This window comes from Entomohabitans teleogrylli, assembly GCF_001484765.1.
GTDB lineage: Bacteria > Pseudomonadota > Gammaproteobacteria > Enterobacterales > Enterobacteriaceae > Entomohabitans > Entomohabitans teleogrylli.
Genome location: NZ_KQ947376.1, coordinates 694,119 through 708,774 on the forward strand (window position 1 = coordinate 694,119; position 14,656 = coordinate 708,774).

Annotated in this window: 16 protein-coding genes; 8 read left to right on the forward strand and 8 right to left on the reverse strand. The window is 53.2% G+C overall.

The window, feature by feature from the left end:
• Positions 1 to 80: 80 nt before the first annotated feature.
• From AQ981_RS03175 to yciA, 3 genes are read left to right on the forward strand one after another with little or no spacing between them, the layout of a single operon-like run.
• The gene (locus AQ981_RS03175) at positions 81 to 824 is read left to right on the forward strand and encodes a YciC family protein (RefSeq protein ID WP_058910286.1); all 744 of its coding nucleotides are present in this window, start codon (positions 81 to 83) and stop codon (positions 822 to 824) included.
• A gap of 48 nt (positions 825 to 872) precedes the next feature.
• Complete coding sequence (locus tag AQ981_RS03180; RefSeq protein ID WP_058910287.1) at positions 873 to 1,412, forward strand: septation protein A; 540 nt, start codon at positions 873 to 875, stop codon at positions 1,410 to 1,412.
• Complete coding sequence (yciA, locus tag AQ981_RS03185; RefSeq protein ID WP_058910288.1) at positions 1,409 to 1,810, forward strand: acyl-CoA thioester hydrolase YciA; 402 nt, start codon at positions 1,409 to 1,411, stop codon at positions 1,808 to 1,810. Before AQ981_RS03180 ends, yciA begins: the two co-directional genes overlap by 4 nt.
• A 59-nt stretch (positions 1,811 to 1,869) precedes the next feature.
• Here the strand turns inward: yciA and AQ981_RS03190 are convergent, their stop codons facing one another.
• Complete coding sequence (locus AQ981_RS03190; RefSeq protein WP_058910289.1) at positions 1,870 to 2,610, reverse strand: energy transducer TonB; 741 nt, start codon at positions 2,608 to 2,610, stop codon at positions 1,870 to 1,872.
• Between the two features lie 212 nt (positions 2,611 to 2,822).
• On the opposite strand from AQ981_RS03190, the gene AQ981_RS03195 reads away from it, so the two are divergent.
• Together AQ981_RS03195 and AQ981_RS03200 are read left to right on the forward strand one after the other, a co-directional pair.
• Positions 2,823 to 3,119, forward strand: coding sequence for a YciI family protein (locus AQ981_RS03195; protein ID WP_058910290.1), 297 nt, complete (start codon positions 2,823 to 2,825; stop codon positions 3,117 to 3,119).
• A 267-nt stretch (positions 3,120 to 3,386) separates the two neighbouring features.
• Positions 3,387 to 3,971, forward strand: a complete 585-nt coding sequence (locus tag AQ981_RS03200; protein WP_058910291.1) for an NUDIX hydrolase — start codon at positions 3,387 to 3,389, stop codon at positions 3,969 to 3,971.
• A gap of 69 nt (positions 3,972 to 4,040) precedes the next feature.
• Here AQ981_RS03200 and AQ981_RS27560 read toward each other — a convergent pair whose 3' ends face one another.
• Complete coding sequence (locus AQ981_RS27560; protein ID WP_154675895.1) at positions 4,041 to 4,214, reverse strand: YciY family protein; 174 nt, start codon at positions 4,212 to 4,214, stop codon at positions 4,041 to 4,043.
• A gap of 140 nt (positions 4,215 to 4,354) precedes the next feature.
• Here AQ981_RS27560 and cls point away from each other — a divergent pair, with 140 nt between their 5' ends.
• Complete coding sequence (gene cls / locus AQ981_RS03205) at positions 4,355 to 5,815, forward strand: cardiolipin synthase (protein ID WP_058910292.1); 1,461 nt, start codon at positions 4,355 to 4,357, stop codon at positions 5,813 to 5,815.
• Between the two features lie 37 nt (positions 5,816 to 5,852).
• Positions 5,853 to 6,182, forward strand: coding sequence for an HI1450 family dsDNA-mimic protein (locus tag AQ981_RS03210; protein ID WP_058910293.1), 330 nt, complete (start codon positions 5,853 to 5,855; stop codon positions 6,180 to 6,182).
• 37 nt (positions 6,183 to 6,219) lie between these two features.
• Here the strand turns inward: AQ981_RS03210 and oppF are convergent, their stop codons facing one another.
• The 6 genes from oppF to AQ981_RS03240 form a co-directional block, all read right to left on the reverse strand.
• Positions 6,220 to 7,224, reverse strand: a complete 1,005-nt coding sequence (gene oppF, locus AQ981_RS03215; RefSeq protein WP_058910294.1) for a murein tripeptide/oligopeptide ABC transporter ATP binding protein OppF — start codon at positions 7,222 to 7,224, stop codon at positions 6,220 to 6,222.
• A gap of 2 nt (positions 7,225 to 7,226) precedes the next feature.
• Positions 7,227 to 8,207: an ABC transporter ATP-binding protein gene (gene oppD / locus AQ981_RS03220; RefSeq protein ID WP_058910295.1), complete on the reverse strand. Its 981-nt coding sequence runs from the start codon at positions 8,205 to 8,207 to the stop codon at positions 7,227 to 7,229.
• Between the two features lie 11 nt (positions 8,208 to 8,218).
• The gene (gene oppC / locus AQ981_RS03225; protein WP_058910296.1) at positions 8,219 to 9,127 is read right to left on the reverse strand and encodes an oligopeptide ABC transporter permease OppC; all 909 of its coding nucleotides are present in this window, start codon (positions 9,125 to 9,127) and stop codon (positions 8,219 to 8,221) included.
• Positions 9,128 to 9,141: 14 nt separating this feature from the next.
• Positions 9,142 to 10,062 carry an oligopeptide ABC transporter permease OppB gene (gene oppB / locus AQ981_RS03230; protein WP_058910297.1) on the reverse strand — a complete coding sequence of 307 codons (921 nt, stop codon included), beginning with the start codon at positions 10,060 to 10,062 and terminating at the stop codon, positions 9,142 to 9,144.
• An 82-nt stretch (positions 10,063 to 10,144) separates the two neighbouring features.
• Positions 10,145 to 11,776, reverse strand: a complete 1,632-nt coding sequence (gene oppA / locus AQ981_RS03235) for an oligopeptide ABC transporter substrate-binding protein OppA (RefSeq protein WP_058910298.1) — start codon at positions 11,774 to 11,776, stop codon at positions 10,145 to 10,147.
• Positions 11,777 to 12,424: 648 nt separating this feature from the next.
• Positions 12,425 to 13,072 carry a YchE family NAAT transporter gene (locus AQ981_RS03240; protein ID WP_058910299.1) on the reverse strand — a complete coding sequence of 216 codons (648 nt, stop codon included), beginning with the start codon at positions 13,070 to 13,072 and terminating at the stop codon, positions 12,425 to 12,427.
• A gap of 480 nt (positions 13,073 to 13,552) precedes the next feature.
• Between AQ981_RS03240 and AQ981_RS03245 the strand changes: the two genes are divergently transcribed.
• On the forward strand, positions 13,553 to 14,656 hold a 1,104-nt coding region (locus AQ981_RS03245; protein ID WP_121500603.1), incomplete at its 3' end, for an aldehyde dehydrogenase family protein.

Below are 14,656 nucleotides of genomic sequence, written 5' to 3' on the forward strand. Positions count from 1 at the left end.
CGCTGGCCGGTGGTGCCACTGCCTGCTTATCCAGGGTACAATCGGACGCTTACCAATCTGACTTAACCCAAGGAGAGTGCATGTCTATCACGGCAAATACCGTTTACCGTGACGCGGGGAATTTTTTGCGCAATCAGTTTATTACCATCCTGTTAATTTCACTGTTGTGCGCGTTTATCTCACTGGCGATTGGCCATGCCTTCACGCCAGGAGAACAGCAACTTTCCGTGTTAAGTGAAGGTGATAACCTGGCGGGGAGCAGCGGCCTGTTTGAACTGGTGCAAAATATGACGCCAGAACAGCAGCAGGTCCTGTTGAAAGCGTCTGCCGCCTCGACCTTTGCCGCGTTGATCGGTAATACTGTGCTGGTGGGAGGCGTGTTGTTTCTTATCCGGATCGTCTCCGCAGGCCAGCGTACCAGCGCTCTGCGCGCCATCGGCGAATCAGCGCCGGCTTTACCGCGGCTGTTTATTCTGCTGTTTATCACCACCTTTGTGATTCAGATTGGCATGATGCTGATCGTGGTTCCCGGCGTGCTGCTGGCCATTCTGCTGTCGCTGGCGCCGGTGATACTGGTCCAGGATCGAAGCGGTATTTTCTCGTCCCTGCGCGGCAGTATGCATCTGGCCTGGGCCAATATGCGCATTGTGGCGCCGGCGGTGATTGGCTGGCTGCTGGCGAAACTGCTGCTGTTACTGGCCGCGTCCTCCTTCGCGGTGATGACGCCGGTAGTGGCTTCACTAATAATCAATACCATTAACAATCTGGTTTCCGCCGCGTTGTTAGTTTATTTATTCCGTTTGTATATGCTTATTCGTCAATAACCCCAATGCGGCGCCGTTCCACGGCGTCGTTGCTCTACGGAACACAATATGAAGCAGTTTCTCGACTTCCTGCCCCTGATTGTCTTTTTCATCTTTTACAAGTTTTACGACATTTTCGTCGCTTCCGGCGCGCTGATCGTCGCCACCGCGCTGGCGCTGATATATAGCTGGTATAAATTCCGCAAGCTGGAAAAAACCACGCTGGTGACCTTTATACTGGTCGCCGTTTTCGGCGGGCTGACCATCTATTTCCACAATCCGGAATTTATCAAGTGGAAGGTCACCATCATTTACGGTCTGTTTGCCGCCGCGCTGCTGATTGGTCAGTGGTTCATGAAAAAGCCGCTTATCCAGAGCATGCTTGGCAAAGAGATTACGTTGCCACAGCTGGTGTGGTCGCGCCTGAATATGGCCTGGGCGCTGTTTTTTATCGCCTGTGGCCTGCTGAATATTTATGTCGCCTTCTGGCTGTCGGAAGAGACATGGATGAATTTCAAAGTGTTCGGACTGACGGCTCTGACGCTGATATTCACTCTGCTGAGTGGGATCTACATGTATCGCCATATGCCACAGGAAAGTGAGAAATGAGTCAACGCGACGCGCCACAGGGAGAGCTGGTTTTACGGACGCTGGCCATGCCGGCCGATACCAATGCGAATGGCGATATTTTTGGCGGCTGGCTGATGTCGCAAATGGACATCGGCGGCGCGATTCTCGCCAAAGAGATAGCTCAGGGACGGGTCGTCACGGTGCGGGTGGACGGAATGACTTTTCTCAAACCCGTCGCCGTCGGGGATGTGGTGTGCTGCTATGCGCGCTGCGTAAAGCGCGGCACCACCTCCATCACGGTAAACATTGAAGTCTGGGTGAAAAAGGTCTCTTCCGAGCCTATCGGACAGCGCTACCGCGCCACCGAGGCGGTGTTTATCTATGTCGCGGTGGATAATGGAGGCAAATCGCGGCCACTACCTGAGCCGCAGCGCTGATGGCCGCCACAAAAAAGCCCCACTGCGGGGCTTTTTCATATCCGTAACCGGGACAGCGATTACTGGATAGTAGTACCGCCATTAATTTTAAACTGAATATTCAGCACCAGCCCTTTACCTGGCCGACCGGGCAGATAACGCCAGCGCTTCGCGGCATTCTTCACATCCCGCTCAAACATATTCGCCGGCTGCGCAGACAAGATTTGCAGATTCTCCACCCGCCCATCGCTGTTAACATCAAAGCGAATCCGCACATTGCCTTCGATACGCAACGCCTGAGCGCGCTGCGGATACACTGGCTCACCGCGGCTCAATACTTTAGGCCCCTGCGGGGCGGAAACGGTCGACTGCGCGCCGGAAGTCTGGTTAGTGGGCGCGGTACGTGCCGCCGCCGTGGTATTGTTACTGGCCGATGGCGTAGTCACCGGGCGCGGTTCAACCGGTTTTACTTCGCGCTCAGGCTTCTTTTCCACCGGTTTCGGCTTCGGTTTAGGCCTGGGCTTAGGTTTCGGTTTATGGATCACCACCGGCGCTTCTTTTGGCGGCTCCGGTAAGACTTCCGGCTCAGGCTCGGGTTCAGGCTCCACCACCGGTTGCGCCGGCGGCTGAACAGCCTGCGGCGGCTCAAGATCAGCCGGCGCGACCATGGTAATACTGATAGGCTGGACCGGCGCCGGAAGCTCAATACCCTGATGTACCGATGTGTAAAGCAAGCCGGCTATAACTGCGCCATGCAGGCCGATGGAAAGTATCGGCGACCATGGAAAGCGGCGAGGTAAATCGAGGGTCATTGAAGTCATAGTCGTGTCTGTTTTCTAAAGAGTGGTTAATTTTAAATGCAAATAGCAATCATATTCAATAACGCACCCACTTTTGTCTGTGGTAAAACGCATAATTGCTGTTTTTATCCGCATAATTGCTAATGATTTAACACCGCAGACATCTTTCAATTGCAGAGCGTCGGCTAATCACATAACGTTACCCCCACGCTTACTTAGAAGGAGTTTTACCCGTGTTGTATGTGATTTACGCTGAAGATAACGCCGACTCACTGGAAAAACGCCTGGCAGTACGCCCGGCCCACCTTGCCCGCCTCAAACTCCTGCACGATGAAGGACGCCTGCTCACCGCCGGCCCGATGCCTGCCGTCGACAGCAACGATCCCGGCGCCGCAGGATTTACCGGCTCTACCGTCATCGCTGAATTCACGTCACTGGAAGCCGCGCAATCCTGGGCTCAGGACGATCCTTATATCGCCGCCGGCGTTTATAAGACGGTTTCGGTTAAACCTTATAAAAAAGTATTCTGATTACGCCAAAAGATTTTTTATTTCAATTTATTAGACACACGCAGGACAACATGACGCAGGGCACTCTTTTCTGATGTGCCCTTAATTTTTCCACCGGTTAAGACAACCCATCCCTTTCCTTACCCAGCCCAATCGATAACAGGATTGCCTGACAGACAGCAGGCTGATTTCCCGCCAGTAACCCCGCCATGTCTGCTCACGATCATGCTTGATAATGCACGATTATGCATGATAGTCTGCTTTACTCAGCTGTGTGGAGAGTAAAACGTGCAAAATCAATCACAATACGTCCGTAACGTGCAGGAAACGCTGTTATCCGATAACTGGTATACGCTGAAAACCTATCGCTTCGAATTACAGCGTCGGGACGGCACCTGGCAGGAACAGAACCGCGAAGCCTACGATCGCGGTAATGGCGCAGTGATCCTGCTGTATAACCGCGCAAAGCAAACCGTCGTTCTGACCAGGCAATTTCGCTTCCCGGTCTATATCAACGGTCACAATGGCTTTTTAATTGAGGCGGCGGCGGGTCTGCTGGATAACGCAGCGCCGGAAGAGCGCATCATTGCCGAAGCGCAAGAAGAGACCGGATTTAAGGTTACCCGGATTGAAAAGCTGTTTGAAGCCTATATGAGCCCCGGCTCGGTGACGGAAAAACTCTATTTTTTTATGGCGGAGTACACCGACCAGGATCGCAATGGCAGCGGCGGCGGGCTCGCCGATGAAGGCGAAGATATTGAAGTTCTCGAGTGGCCGCTTGACAGAGCGCTGGCGGCAATAAACAGCGGAGAAATCATGGATGCCAAGACCATCATGCTGCTGCAGCACCTTGCCCTGCACTGGAAAAAATAGACGCCAGCGCCACCAGGGTAAGATAAGGATATGATTTTGCGGGCACCGGGAGAGGTGCCCAAATCGATATTAGCTTTCCTGGGTAGCAAACAGCAACAAATGGCGCTGCCGGCTGACCAGACACTTTCTGATCGCGTGAATACGCATGTTGCGGCGGGATTGAGCCTCCAGCCAGCGCGCTTTGCGCCGCTGTACCTGACGCAGCATGCGCCAGCGCCCAACCTCTGTTCGACTATGCCTCATTTTCTACAACTCATCTCTGAAAAAGACGATTCATTATAGACCTCCGGGCCAGCTTAACCAGCGCTTTTCTGAGCGTTTGGGTTTCCTGTCTGTGAACTTCTGCGTACACTCTTAGCAAAAGAATTTTAACGGGTTTTTCTATGACGACCTTTTATACCGTCGTTAGCTGGCTGGTGATTCTCGGCTACTGGTTACTGATCGCCGGGGTAACCTTGCGTATTCTGATGAAACGCCGCGCCGTTCCGTCAGCGATGGCCTGGCTGTTGATCATCTATATCCTGCCACTGGTGGGTATTATCGCTTACCTCTCGTTTGGCGAGCTGCATCTCGGGAAACGCCGGGCGGAGCGGGCCCAGGCGATGTGGCCCTCCACCGCCAGATGGTTGAACAACCTCAAAGCCTGTAAACATATTTTCGCCACTGAAACCAGCGAAGTGGCGCGCTCTCTGTTTCAGCTATGCGAGCGGCGTCAGGGAATTGGCGGCGTTAAAGGCAATCAATTACAGCTACTGACTTCTTCCGACGATGTGATGCAGGCGCTGATCCGCGATATTCAACTGGCGCGCCACAACATCGAGATGGTGTTCTATATCTGGCAACCGGGTGGAATGGCGGACCTGGTGGCGGAATCGCTGATGGCCGCCGCGCGCCGCGGGGTACACTGCCGTCTGATGCTGGACTCCGCCGGCAGCGTGACGTTTTTTCGCAGTCCGTGGGCAAACATGATGCGTAACGCCGGGGTAGAAGTGGTCGAGGCCCTGAAAGTGAATCTGATGCGTGTGTTTCTCAGACGCATGGATTTACGCCAGCACCGCAAAATGGTGATGATCGATAACTACATCGCCTATACCGGCAGTATGAATATGGTCGATCCGCGCTTCTTTAAACAGAATGCCGGCGTCGGCCAGTGGATCGATCTGATGGCGCGTATGGAAGGCCCGGTGGCCACTTCAATGGGCGTGGTCTATTCCTGCGACTGGGAGATTGAAACCGGGAAGCGTATTTTACCGCCGCCACCGGACGTCAATATCATGCCGTTCGAACAGGCCAGCGGCCACACCATTCAGACTATTGCCTCCGGCCCGGGGTTTCCGGAAGACCTGATCCATCAGGCCTTGTTGACCTCGGTGTATGCCGCCCGGGAATATCTGATTATGACAACCCCCTACTTCGTGCCCAGCGACGATCTACTGCACGCCATCTGTACCGCCGCCCAGCGCGGCGTGGATGTCAGCATTATCGTGCCGCGCAAAAACGACTCGGTACTGGTCGGCTGGGCCAGTCGGGCCTTTTTCAGTGAACTGCTGGCGGCCGGCGTGAAAATTTACCAGTTCGAAGGCGGCCTGCTGCATACCAAGAGCGTGCTGGTGGATGGTGAGTTGAGCCTGGTGGGAACGGTCAATCTGGACATGCGCAGTCTGTGGCTGAACTTTGAAATCACCCTGGTGATTGATGATGCCGGGTTCGGCAGCGAGCTGGCGGCCGTCCAGGACGATTATATCTCCCGCTCCCGGTTGGTTGACGCCCGGCTGTGGCTGAAACGCCCACTCTGGCAGCGCATCGCTGAACGAGTGTTTTACTTCTTTAGCCCGTTGCTGTAAAACGTGCCCCATTCCCGACTGAATAAGCGGTAACGATATGGATATGGATTTAAATAATCGTCTTACCGAAGACGAAACCCTTGAGCAGGCCTACGACATTTTTCTCGAACTGGCGGCCGATAATCTCGATCCGGCGGATATCATTTTATTTAATCTGCAGTTCGAGGAACGCGGCGGCGCCGAGCTGTTTGATCCGTCCGAAGACTGGGCCGAACATGTTGATTTCGATCTTAACCCTGATTTTTTCGCCGAAGTGGTGATTGGCCTGGCGGACAGCGACGAGGGCGAAATCAATGACATTTTTGCCCGCGTGCTGCTGTGTCGGGAGAAGAACCACAAGCTGTGTCATATTTTATGGCGTGAATAATTCAGTAAAGGGCTGACGCAATGTCAGCCCTTTTTGCTTATAGCGGATCAACTTTCAGGCACGAAACCGCGTGGCGAAAACTGCCTTCCAGCACCGGACGGGTTTGCGCGCACTCCGGGCCGGCAATCGGACAGCGGGTGCGAAATACACATCCCGACGGCGGATTGATCGGCGACGGTAGCTCCCCCTCCAGCAACTGAATCGTCTTGCGTTTCTCCAGATCGGGATCGGGAATCGGCACCGCGGACATCAGCGCCCTGGTATAGGGGTGAAGCGGATTCTGATACACCTCATCATACGTCCCCAGTTCCACCGCATGGCCGAGATACATTACCAGCACACGGTCAGAAATATGCTTCACAACCGCCAGGTCATGAGCGATGAAAATCAGCGACAGCCCCATTTCGCGCTGTAGTTGCTGTAATAAATTCACCACCTGAGCCTGAATCGACACATCCAGCGCTGACACCGGTTCATCACAGATAATCAGTTTCGGCTCCAGGATCAGCGCCCGGGCAATACCAATACGCTGGCACTGGCCGCCGGAAAATTCATGAGGGTAACGGTTAATGAGATTCGGCAGCAGCCCAACCTTCATCATCATCGCTTTTACCCGCTCACGCACCTCCTGGCGCGTCATTCTCGGGTGATAAGTTCGCAGCGGCTCGGCGATTATCTCCCCGACCGTCATCCGCGGGTTCAGGGACGCCAGCGGATCCTGGAAAATCATCTGGATATCGCTGCGCACCTCCCGCCACTGCCGGGCCGTCATCCCCAGCAGGTCATTGCCCAGCCAGGTTACCCGACCGCCGGTGGCCTTCACCAGCCCGATAATCGCTCTGGCGAACGTTGATTTACCGCAACCCGATTCACCCACCACACCCAGCGTCTCCCCCTCGTACAGGCGCAGCGTCACGCCATCTACCGCCTTGAGGGTTTTCCCCGGCTGCCAGAACCACTGTTTCCCGTCTTTAATCGCAAAGTGTACTTTCAGATCCGCCACTTCCAGCAGCACGTTTCTCTGTTCTGATACCGCGTTCATCGTCACTCCTCCAGCGGTTTAAAGCAGGCGCGCAGACGTCCTTCAGCAAAGGATTCCAGCGGCGGCATAGTGGTACATATCGCCATGGCGCTCGGGCAGCGCGGTTGAAATGGGCAGCCCTGCGGCAACCGCAACAGATTAGGCGGATTGCCGGGGATCGTCAGTAGCGCTTCCCCTTGCGCATCAAGGCGCGGCACCGCGTTGAGCAAGCCGATGGAGTACGGGTGCGTCGGGTGATAGAACACCTCCCTGGCGGTGCCATACTCCATGGTGCGCCCGGCGTACATCACCAGCACCTTGTCACAGATACCAGCGACCACGCCCAGATCGTGAGTAATCATCACAATGGCGGTATTAAATTCCCGCTTAAGCTCATTGAGCAATGTCATAATCTGCGCCTGAACGGTGACATCCAGCGCCGTGGTTGGCTCATCGGCAATCAAGAGTTTAGGTCGGCATAACAGCGCCATGGCGATCATCACCCGCTGCCGCATCCCGCCGGAAAATTCGTGGGGGAACATACGCATGCGTTTGCGCGCCTCCGGCATCTTGACTGCGTCCAGCATGCGTACCGACTCGTCAAACGCTTCTGCTTTGCTCATATTTTTATGCAGCATCAGCACTTCCATAAGCTGTTCGCCAACGCGCATATAGGGATTCAGGGAGGTCATCGGGTCCTGAAATATCATCGAAATCTGTTCTGCCCGCAGACGATTTAACTCGTGTTCCGGCAGATTGAGGATCTCCCTCCCATTGAACCTGGCAGAGCCAGCGGTGCGGCCATTAGGCGCCAGCAGCCCCATCAGGGCAAACGCCGTCTGGGATTTCCCGGAGCCGGACTCGCCGACGATACCTAACGTTTCACCGGCGCGCAGGCGGAAATTCAGATCATTTACCGCCGTGACATCGCCGTCCGGGGTAGTGAAAGTCACCCGTAGATTCCGCACATCCAGCAGTGCCGGTGAGGTTTCGGTGTTACTCATAGCGACACTCCTTAGCGGTCTTTCGGATCGAGGGCGTCGCGCAGACCGTCGCCGATAAAATTAAAACAAAACAGGGTTACCACCAGAAAGCCCGCCGGAAACAGCAGCAGCCAGGGAGAAACCTCCATAGAATTGGCGCCATCGCTGAGCAACGCCCCCCAACTGCTCAGCGGCTCCTGAGTACCCAGCCCAAGGAAACTCAGGAAAGACTCAAACAAAATCATACTCGGCACCAGCAGCGAAGCGTAGACCACCACCACGCCAAGTACGTTAGGCACGATATGGCGCAGCACAATGCTGGCCGTCGATACGCCGCCCACCTGCGCCGCCTCAATAAACTCTTTGCGCTTAAGGCTCAGGGTCTGGCCCCTGACGATACGCGCCATATCCAGCCACGACACCATTCCGATAGCCACAAAGATCAGCAGAATGTTCTGGCCGAAAAAGGTCACCAGCAGAATGACGAAGAACATAAAGGGAAACGAGTTGAGGATCTCCAGCAGGCGCATCATCACGGAATCCACTTTGCCGCCCAGATAGCCGGAGAGGGACCCATACAGCGTCCCTACCACCACCGCGACCAGCGCGGCAGCCACCCCGACCATCAGAGATATTCGCCCCCCGATAGCGACCCGCACCAGCAGATCGCGGCCTGAAGAATCGGTGCCGAAATAGTGCCCTGACGCCCTATCCGGGGCGCTGGACATCATGCCCCAGTCAGTATCGAAATAGGTAAATGACGACAGCATCGGGGCAAAAATAACGAACAGAGCAACAAGGGTCAGCACCAGCAAACTGGCCACCGCCGCCCGGTTATGAATAAAGCGTCGGCGCGCGTCCTGCCACAGGCTGCGCCCCTCGACCTCCAGTTGTTCGCTGAAATGTTCCAGCGCTTCGCTGTTTTTCCTGGTTAACATCATCGGGCTCCTCTGCATCAGTAGCGGATTTTCGGATCGATGACCGCATACAGCACATCGACAACGGCGTTAAACAGGATGGTTAACGTCCCGACCAGAATAGTCAGACTGAGTACCAGCGAATAGTCGCGGTTAAGCGCGCCGTTAACAAACAGCTGGCCAATCCCGGGTAAACCGTAGATGGTTTCAATGACCATGGAACCGGTAATGATGCCGACAAAAGCGGGCCCCATATAAGACAATACCGGCAACAGTGCCGGCTTCAGGGCGTGGCGCAAAATAATGCGCCGCATCGGTAACCCTTTGGCCCGGGCGGTGCGAATAAAATTAGAGTGCAGTACTTCAATCATCGAACCGCGGGTGATACGGGCAATGCTGGCAATATAAGCCAGCGACAGCGCCACCATCGGCAGAATCATGTATTTCAGCGCCCCGCCGTTCCAGCCGCCCCCCGGCAGCCATTGCAGAGTGATGGCGAAAATCAATACCAGTAACGGCGCCACCACAAAGCTCGGGATCACCACGCCGGTCATCGCCAGCCCCATTACCGAATAGTCCCAGCGAGTGTTCTGTTTCAGAGCGGCTATCACGCCAGCGGAAACACCGATAACCACCGCCAGTAAGAACGCGGCGGCTCCCAGTTTTGCCGACACCGGAAACGAAGAGGCCACCAGATCGTTGACCGAATAATCTTTATATTTAAACGATGGGCCAAAGTCCCCGTGCGCCAGTTGCTTCAGATAGTTGAAGTACTGAGTCATGATCGGATCATTCAGGTGATATTTCGCTTCGATATTGGCCATCACTTCTGGCGGCAGATTGCGCTCACCGGTAAAAGGACTACCCGGCGCGAGCCGCATCATGAAAAAGGAGATAGTAATAAGAATAAATAGCGTCGGAATTGCTTCCAGACAGCGGCGGAGAATAAATTTCAACATTGCCCGTACCCTATGGCCTGTGCCTTCAATACCCAAAAATCAGACACCGCGGGGCCTGGTTTTCCAGCCCCGCGTATCGCCATTAATGTTTGATAATGTACAGATCTTTTACATACAGAAAATCCTGCGGGTCTTTACCGGTGTATCCGCCGACCCACGGCTTCACCAGCCGGGCGTTAACATAGTAGTAAAGCGGCACGATCACCGAGTCTTTATCCAGCTGTTGCTCCGCCTGGTTATACAGCTCGCTACGCCGCGCTTCATCAGAGACCTGTATTGCCTGTTGCATGATTTTATCGAACGCCGGGCTCTTGTAATGTGAGGTGTTGTTAGAACTGTTGGAGAGCATGGTATTCAGGAAGGCGGTCGGTTCATTATAGTCGCCACACCAGCCAGCGCGGGCCACGGAGAAATTCCCCTGGTGGCGGCTGTCAAGGAAGGTTTTCCACTCCTGATTTTCCAGCTTCACATTGACGCCAATATTTTTCTGCCAGATGGAGGCAACGGCGATCGCCAGTTTCTTATGCAGATCGGAAGTGTTGTACAACAGGTTAAAAGTGAGCGGCTTATCTTTACTATAACCGGCTTCGGCGAGCAGTTTTTTAGCCTCTTCATTGCGTTTTTCCTGGCTCCAGCCAAACCACTCTGGTTCAGTCAGCTTAGCGCCATCGGTATACGGCGGCGTATAGCCATAAGCCGGTAAATCTCCCTGATTTTTGACTTTATTAACAATAATATCGCGATCCAGTCCCAGCTTCAGCGCGGCGCGCACCCGCGGATCGGTAAACGGCGCTTTGTGGTTATTAATTTCATAGTAATAAGTGCACAGGTAAGGATCGACGTGGACTTCGTTGGGAATTTCTTTTTTCAGTTTCTGGAACAGTTCAATCGGCAGTTGGTTATACGTCATCTCAATTTCACCGCTGCGGTAGCGGTTCACATCGGTGACTTCAGAGGCGATAGGCAGATAGGTCACCTGATTGATCACCGTACGCGCGTTATCCCAGTACTGAGTATTACGTTCCAGAACAATCCGCTCATTCACTACCCAGTTTTTCAGTTTATAAGCGCCATTGGTGATGATATTAGCCGGCTGGGTCCACTTATCCCCGGCATTTTCAATGACCGATTTCGGCACCGGCGACATCGAAGAGTGCACCAGCAGTTTATAAAAATAAGGTACCGGCTCACTAAGCGTGACTTCCAGCGTATGGTCGTCCAGCGCCTTCACGCCTAAATCGCTGGCCGGTTTTTTAGCGGTGATAATGTCATCAATATTAGCAATATGACCGTACTGCAAATAACTTTCGTAAGGGGACGCGGTTTTGGGATCCGCCAGACGCTGCCAGCTATAGACAAAGTCCTGGGCGGTAACCGGCGAACCATCTGACCATTTAGCATCTTTACGCAGATGGAATGTCCAGACTTTAAAGTCCTTATTATCCCATTTTTCCGCAACCCCAGGGGTAGGATGGCCCTGCGGATCGCTAATCAATAATCCCTCAAACAGATCGCGGCTGACATTTGATTCCGGAACTCCCTCAATTTTGTGAGGATCGAGCGACTGTACTTCGGCGCCATTATTACGCACCAGCGTCTGTTTATCCGCCAGTTGCACGCCTTCCGGTACGCTGGCCGCAAATGCCGCGCTGGTGGCGCACAGCGCGGCGGCAACGATGATAGCAACTCTTTTTTTTGATGTGATGATGGTCATTGTGTCATTACTCCGATTGTTATTATGTCTGATGACAAGCCAGATCCAGGACGGGTTGACTGATATCGTTTCAGCTTTTTATTTAACCAGTCCGTAATAAACCGCTTCCTTCATGCTTTAACATTGCACTTCCCACTCAAGCAGTGGCCACAAATTATTACCAGCCTGCCGCTTTTGCCGGATCGTACCAAACCCGCCGGAATCACGCCAATACAATTTGCAAATTTGTTAAGCCATCCTTTTTTGATGATAAATTGACCTGCAATCAGGTGCCGTAATATATCCTTCAGGAAAAATATAATTATCATCAATTTATCGATAAGCTAAATCTATATGTAAATTGATCGTTCAGTTCCCGGCATCACCTAACAAACAATGTAGCAATACTTAAGCATTATGCCGCATATCCTCTCCCGAACCTGCGCGGCAGCACGGCTATCACCCTGGCTACAGGGCCATCAGGGATGGCGGATGAGAATTGCGCAGGCAATGACATCCTGGTACTCAGAAGGGTTCTGCCGCTGGCTCACTGTTCGTTTTTATAGCCATTTCTTTTACCGAACAGGCGGACTGATGAATAACAGCTACGTAATATTTTGACATAAAAAAGCGGAGCATCAGCTCCGCCTGAATAACCGGGTCAGTACATTAAGCCGCCAGCCCGGGAAACAGTGCCCTCACCCCGGTAACAATAAATTCGATGCCCAGCGCCATCAGTAATAACCCCATAATTCGGGTAATGACGTTAATCCCCGTCTGACCAAGGAATCTGACCAGCCAGGGCGCGGCGCGGAACAGCAACCAACAGCACACGGCAAACAGAGCTATCGCCACAAAGAAACCCAGCAAGTAATACCAGTTGTGGTATCGGCTACCCCAGACAATCGTTGAACTGATAGCGCCAGGCCCGGCCATAAGCGGCAACGCCAGCGGGACAACCCCCACGCTTTCGCGAATCGCAGTCTCCGATTTTTCCTGCTTGTTTTGTTTGTCTTCCCCCAGCTTGCCGCTAATCATCGACATGGCGATAGTCACCACCAGGATCCCGCCGGCAATGCGGAACGAATCGATAGAGATGCCAAATACCTGCAGGATGGCATCCCCCAGAAACAGAGACGACCAGAGAATAATCGCCACGGAAAGATTCGCCGTGAAATTGGTTTTATTTCTGGCCTGCGCCGTCTGATAGCTGGTCATGCTGATAAATACCGGAATGATCCCTACCGGGTTTACCAGGGCAAACAGACCAACAAAAAATTTAACATAGACAGTTAAATCAATTAAAAATTGAGTCACTCACGGCTCCGCAGGTAGACAAATGACAGGCCGGCGTAGGGTAATAGAAAAACCCTGCTGGCGCCACGGCATTTATCGGGACAGAACGCGGCTTTCTGTAACCAGAAGCAGCAGACAAGCATAATGTTAGTCATTTGTAATCTTTATGGGAATTTAATATTCCCGCGCTGTAACTAATAGTTTAAACCTGAGCTAAAAGCACTAAAACACCCTGCTGAAAGGTGTCAGCATTGATAAAAATTGACGCAGATCACAAAATACCTACTCAGAAGTGAGTAATCTTGGACTCGCCGCCAGGGAAAACAGAAACCGTCTTTCGGAGAATGTTAAGGCAAGGCTCTTTTAGTAAATCAGCGCGGTGTCGGATGTTTAAAATATACAGTGACTCCCGCAGTACAAAGCAAGCTGTTTCCAGAGGACTATACTGTCGTTTCGAGCAGCTGATTTACTAAAAGAGTTTAACATTATCAGGAGAGCATTATGGCCGTTACTAACGTCGCTGAACTTAACGCACTCGTCGAGCGCGTCAAAAAAGCCCAGCGTGAATACGCCAACTTCACCCAAGAACAGGTCGACAAGATCTTCCGCGCCGCCGCTCTGGCAGCTGCAGATGCTCGAATTCCCCTCGCTAAGATGGCCGTTGCCGAATCCGGCATGGGTATCATTGAAGATAAAGTGATTAAAAACCACTTCGCTTCTGAGTACATCTACAACGCTTATAAAGATGAAAAAACCTGCGGCGTGCTGTCTGAGGACGACACCTTTGGTACTATCACGATTGCTGAACCGATCGGTATCATCTGCGGTATCGTTCCGACCACTAACCCGACATCTACCGCTATCTTCAAATCGCTAATCAGTCTGAAGACCCGTAACGCCATCATCTTCTCTCCGCACCCGCGCGCCAAAGAAGCCACCAATAAAGCCGCGGATATTGTTCTGCAGGCGGCTATCGCGGCAGGCGCGCCGAAAGATCTTATCGGCTGGATCGATCAACCTTCCGTTGAACTGTCCAACGCGCTGATGCACCACCCCGACATTAACCTGATTCTCGCCACTGGCGGTCCGGGGATGGTGAAAGCGGCATACAGCTCCGGTAAACCGGCTATCGGCGTCGGCGCGGGCAACACCCCGGTGGTTATTGACGAAACCGCCGATATCAAACGCGCTGTGGCTTCGGTTCTGATGTCCAAAACCTTCGATAACGGCGTGATCTGCGCATCTGAACAGTCAGTTGTAGTGGTCGATTCAGTATACGATGCGGTTCGCGAACGTTTTGCCAGCCATGGCGGTTACCTGTTGCAGGGTAAAGAGCTGAAAGCCGTTCAGGATGTCATCCTGAAAAATGGCGCGCTGAACGCCGCTATCGTGGGTCAGCCGGCTTATAAAATCGCCGAGCTCGCCGGCTTTAGCGTTCCGGTGACCACCAAGATTCTGATCGGTGAAGTTAAAGTTGTTGATGAAAGCGAACCGTTCGCTCACGAAAAACTTTCCCCGACCCTGGCAATGTACCGCGCGAAAGATTTTGAAGATGCGGTAGATAAAGCCGAAAAACTGGTGGCCATGGGCGGTATCGGCCATACC

What these genes read in the sequence shown, in the direction of transcription:
- AQ981_RS03175 (WP_058910286.1), top strand. Translation starts at nt 81, where the DNA reads ATGTCTATCACGGCAAATACCGTTTACCGTGACGCGGGGAATTTTTTG.
- AQ981_RS03180 (WP_058910287.1), top strand. Translation starts at nt 873, where the DNA reads ATGAAGCAGTTTCTCGACTTCCTGCCCCTGATTGTCTTTTTCATCTTT.
- yciA (WP_058910288.1), top strand. Translation starts at nt 1,409, where the DNA reads ATGAGTCAACGCGACGCGCCACAGGGAGAGCTGGTTTTACGGACGCTG.
- AQ981_RS03190 (WP_058910289.1), bottom strand. Translation starts at nt 2,610, where the DNA reads ATGACTTCAATGACCCTCGATTTACCTCGCCGCTTTCCATGGTCGCCG.
- AQ981_RS27560 (WP_154675895.1), bottom strand. Translation starts at nt 4,214, where the DNA reads ATGAGGCATAGTCGAACAGAGGTTGGGCGCTGGCGCATGCTGCGTCAG.
- cls (WP_058910292.1), top strand. Translation starts at nt 4,355, where the DNA reads ATGACGACCTTTTATACCGTCGTTAGCTGGCTGGTGATTCTCGGCTAC.
- AQ981_RS03210 (WP_058910293.1), top strand. Translation starts at nt 5,853, where the DNA reads ATGGATATGGATTTAAATAATCGTCTTACCGAAGACGAAACCCTTGAG.
- oppF (WP_058910294.1), bottom strand. Translation starts at nt 7,224, where the DNA reads ATGAACGCGGTATCAGAACAGAGAAACGTGCTGCTGGAAGTGGCGGAT.
- oppD (WP_058910295.1), bottom strand. Translation starts at nt 8,207, where the DNA reads ATGAGTAACACCGAAACCTCACCGGCACTGCTGGATGTGCGGAATCTA.
- oppC (WP_058910296.1), bottom strand. Translation starts at nt 9,127, where the DNA reads ATGATGTTAACCAGGAAAAACAGCGAAGCGCTGGAACATTTCAGCGAA.
- oppB (WP_058910297.1), bottom strand. Translation starts at nt 10,062, where the DNA reads ATGTTGAAATTTATTCTCCGCCGCTGTCTGGAAGCAATTCCGACGCTA.
- oppA (WP_058910298.1), bottom strand. Translation starts at nt 11,776, where the DNA reads ATGACCATCATCACATCAAAAAAAAGAGTTGCTATCATCGTTGCCGCC.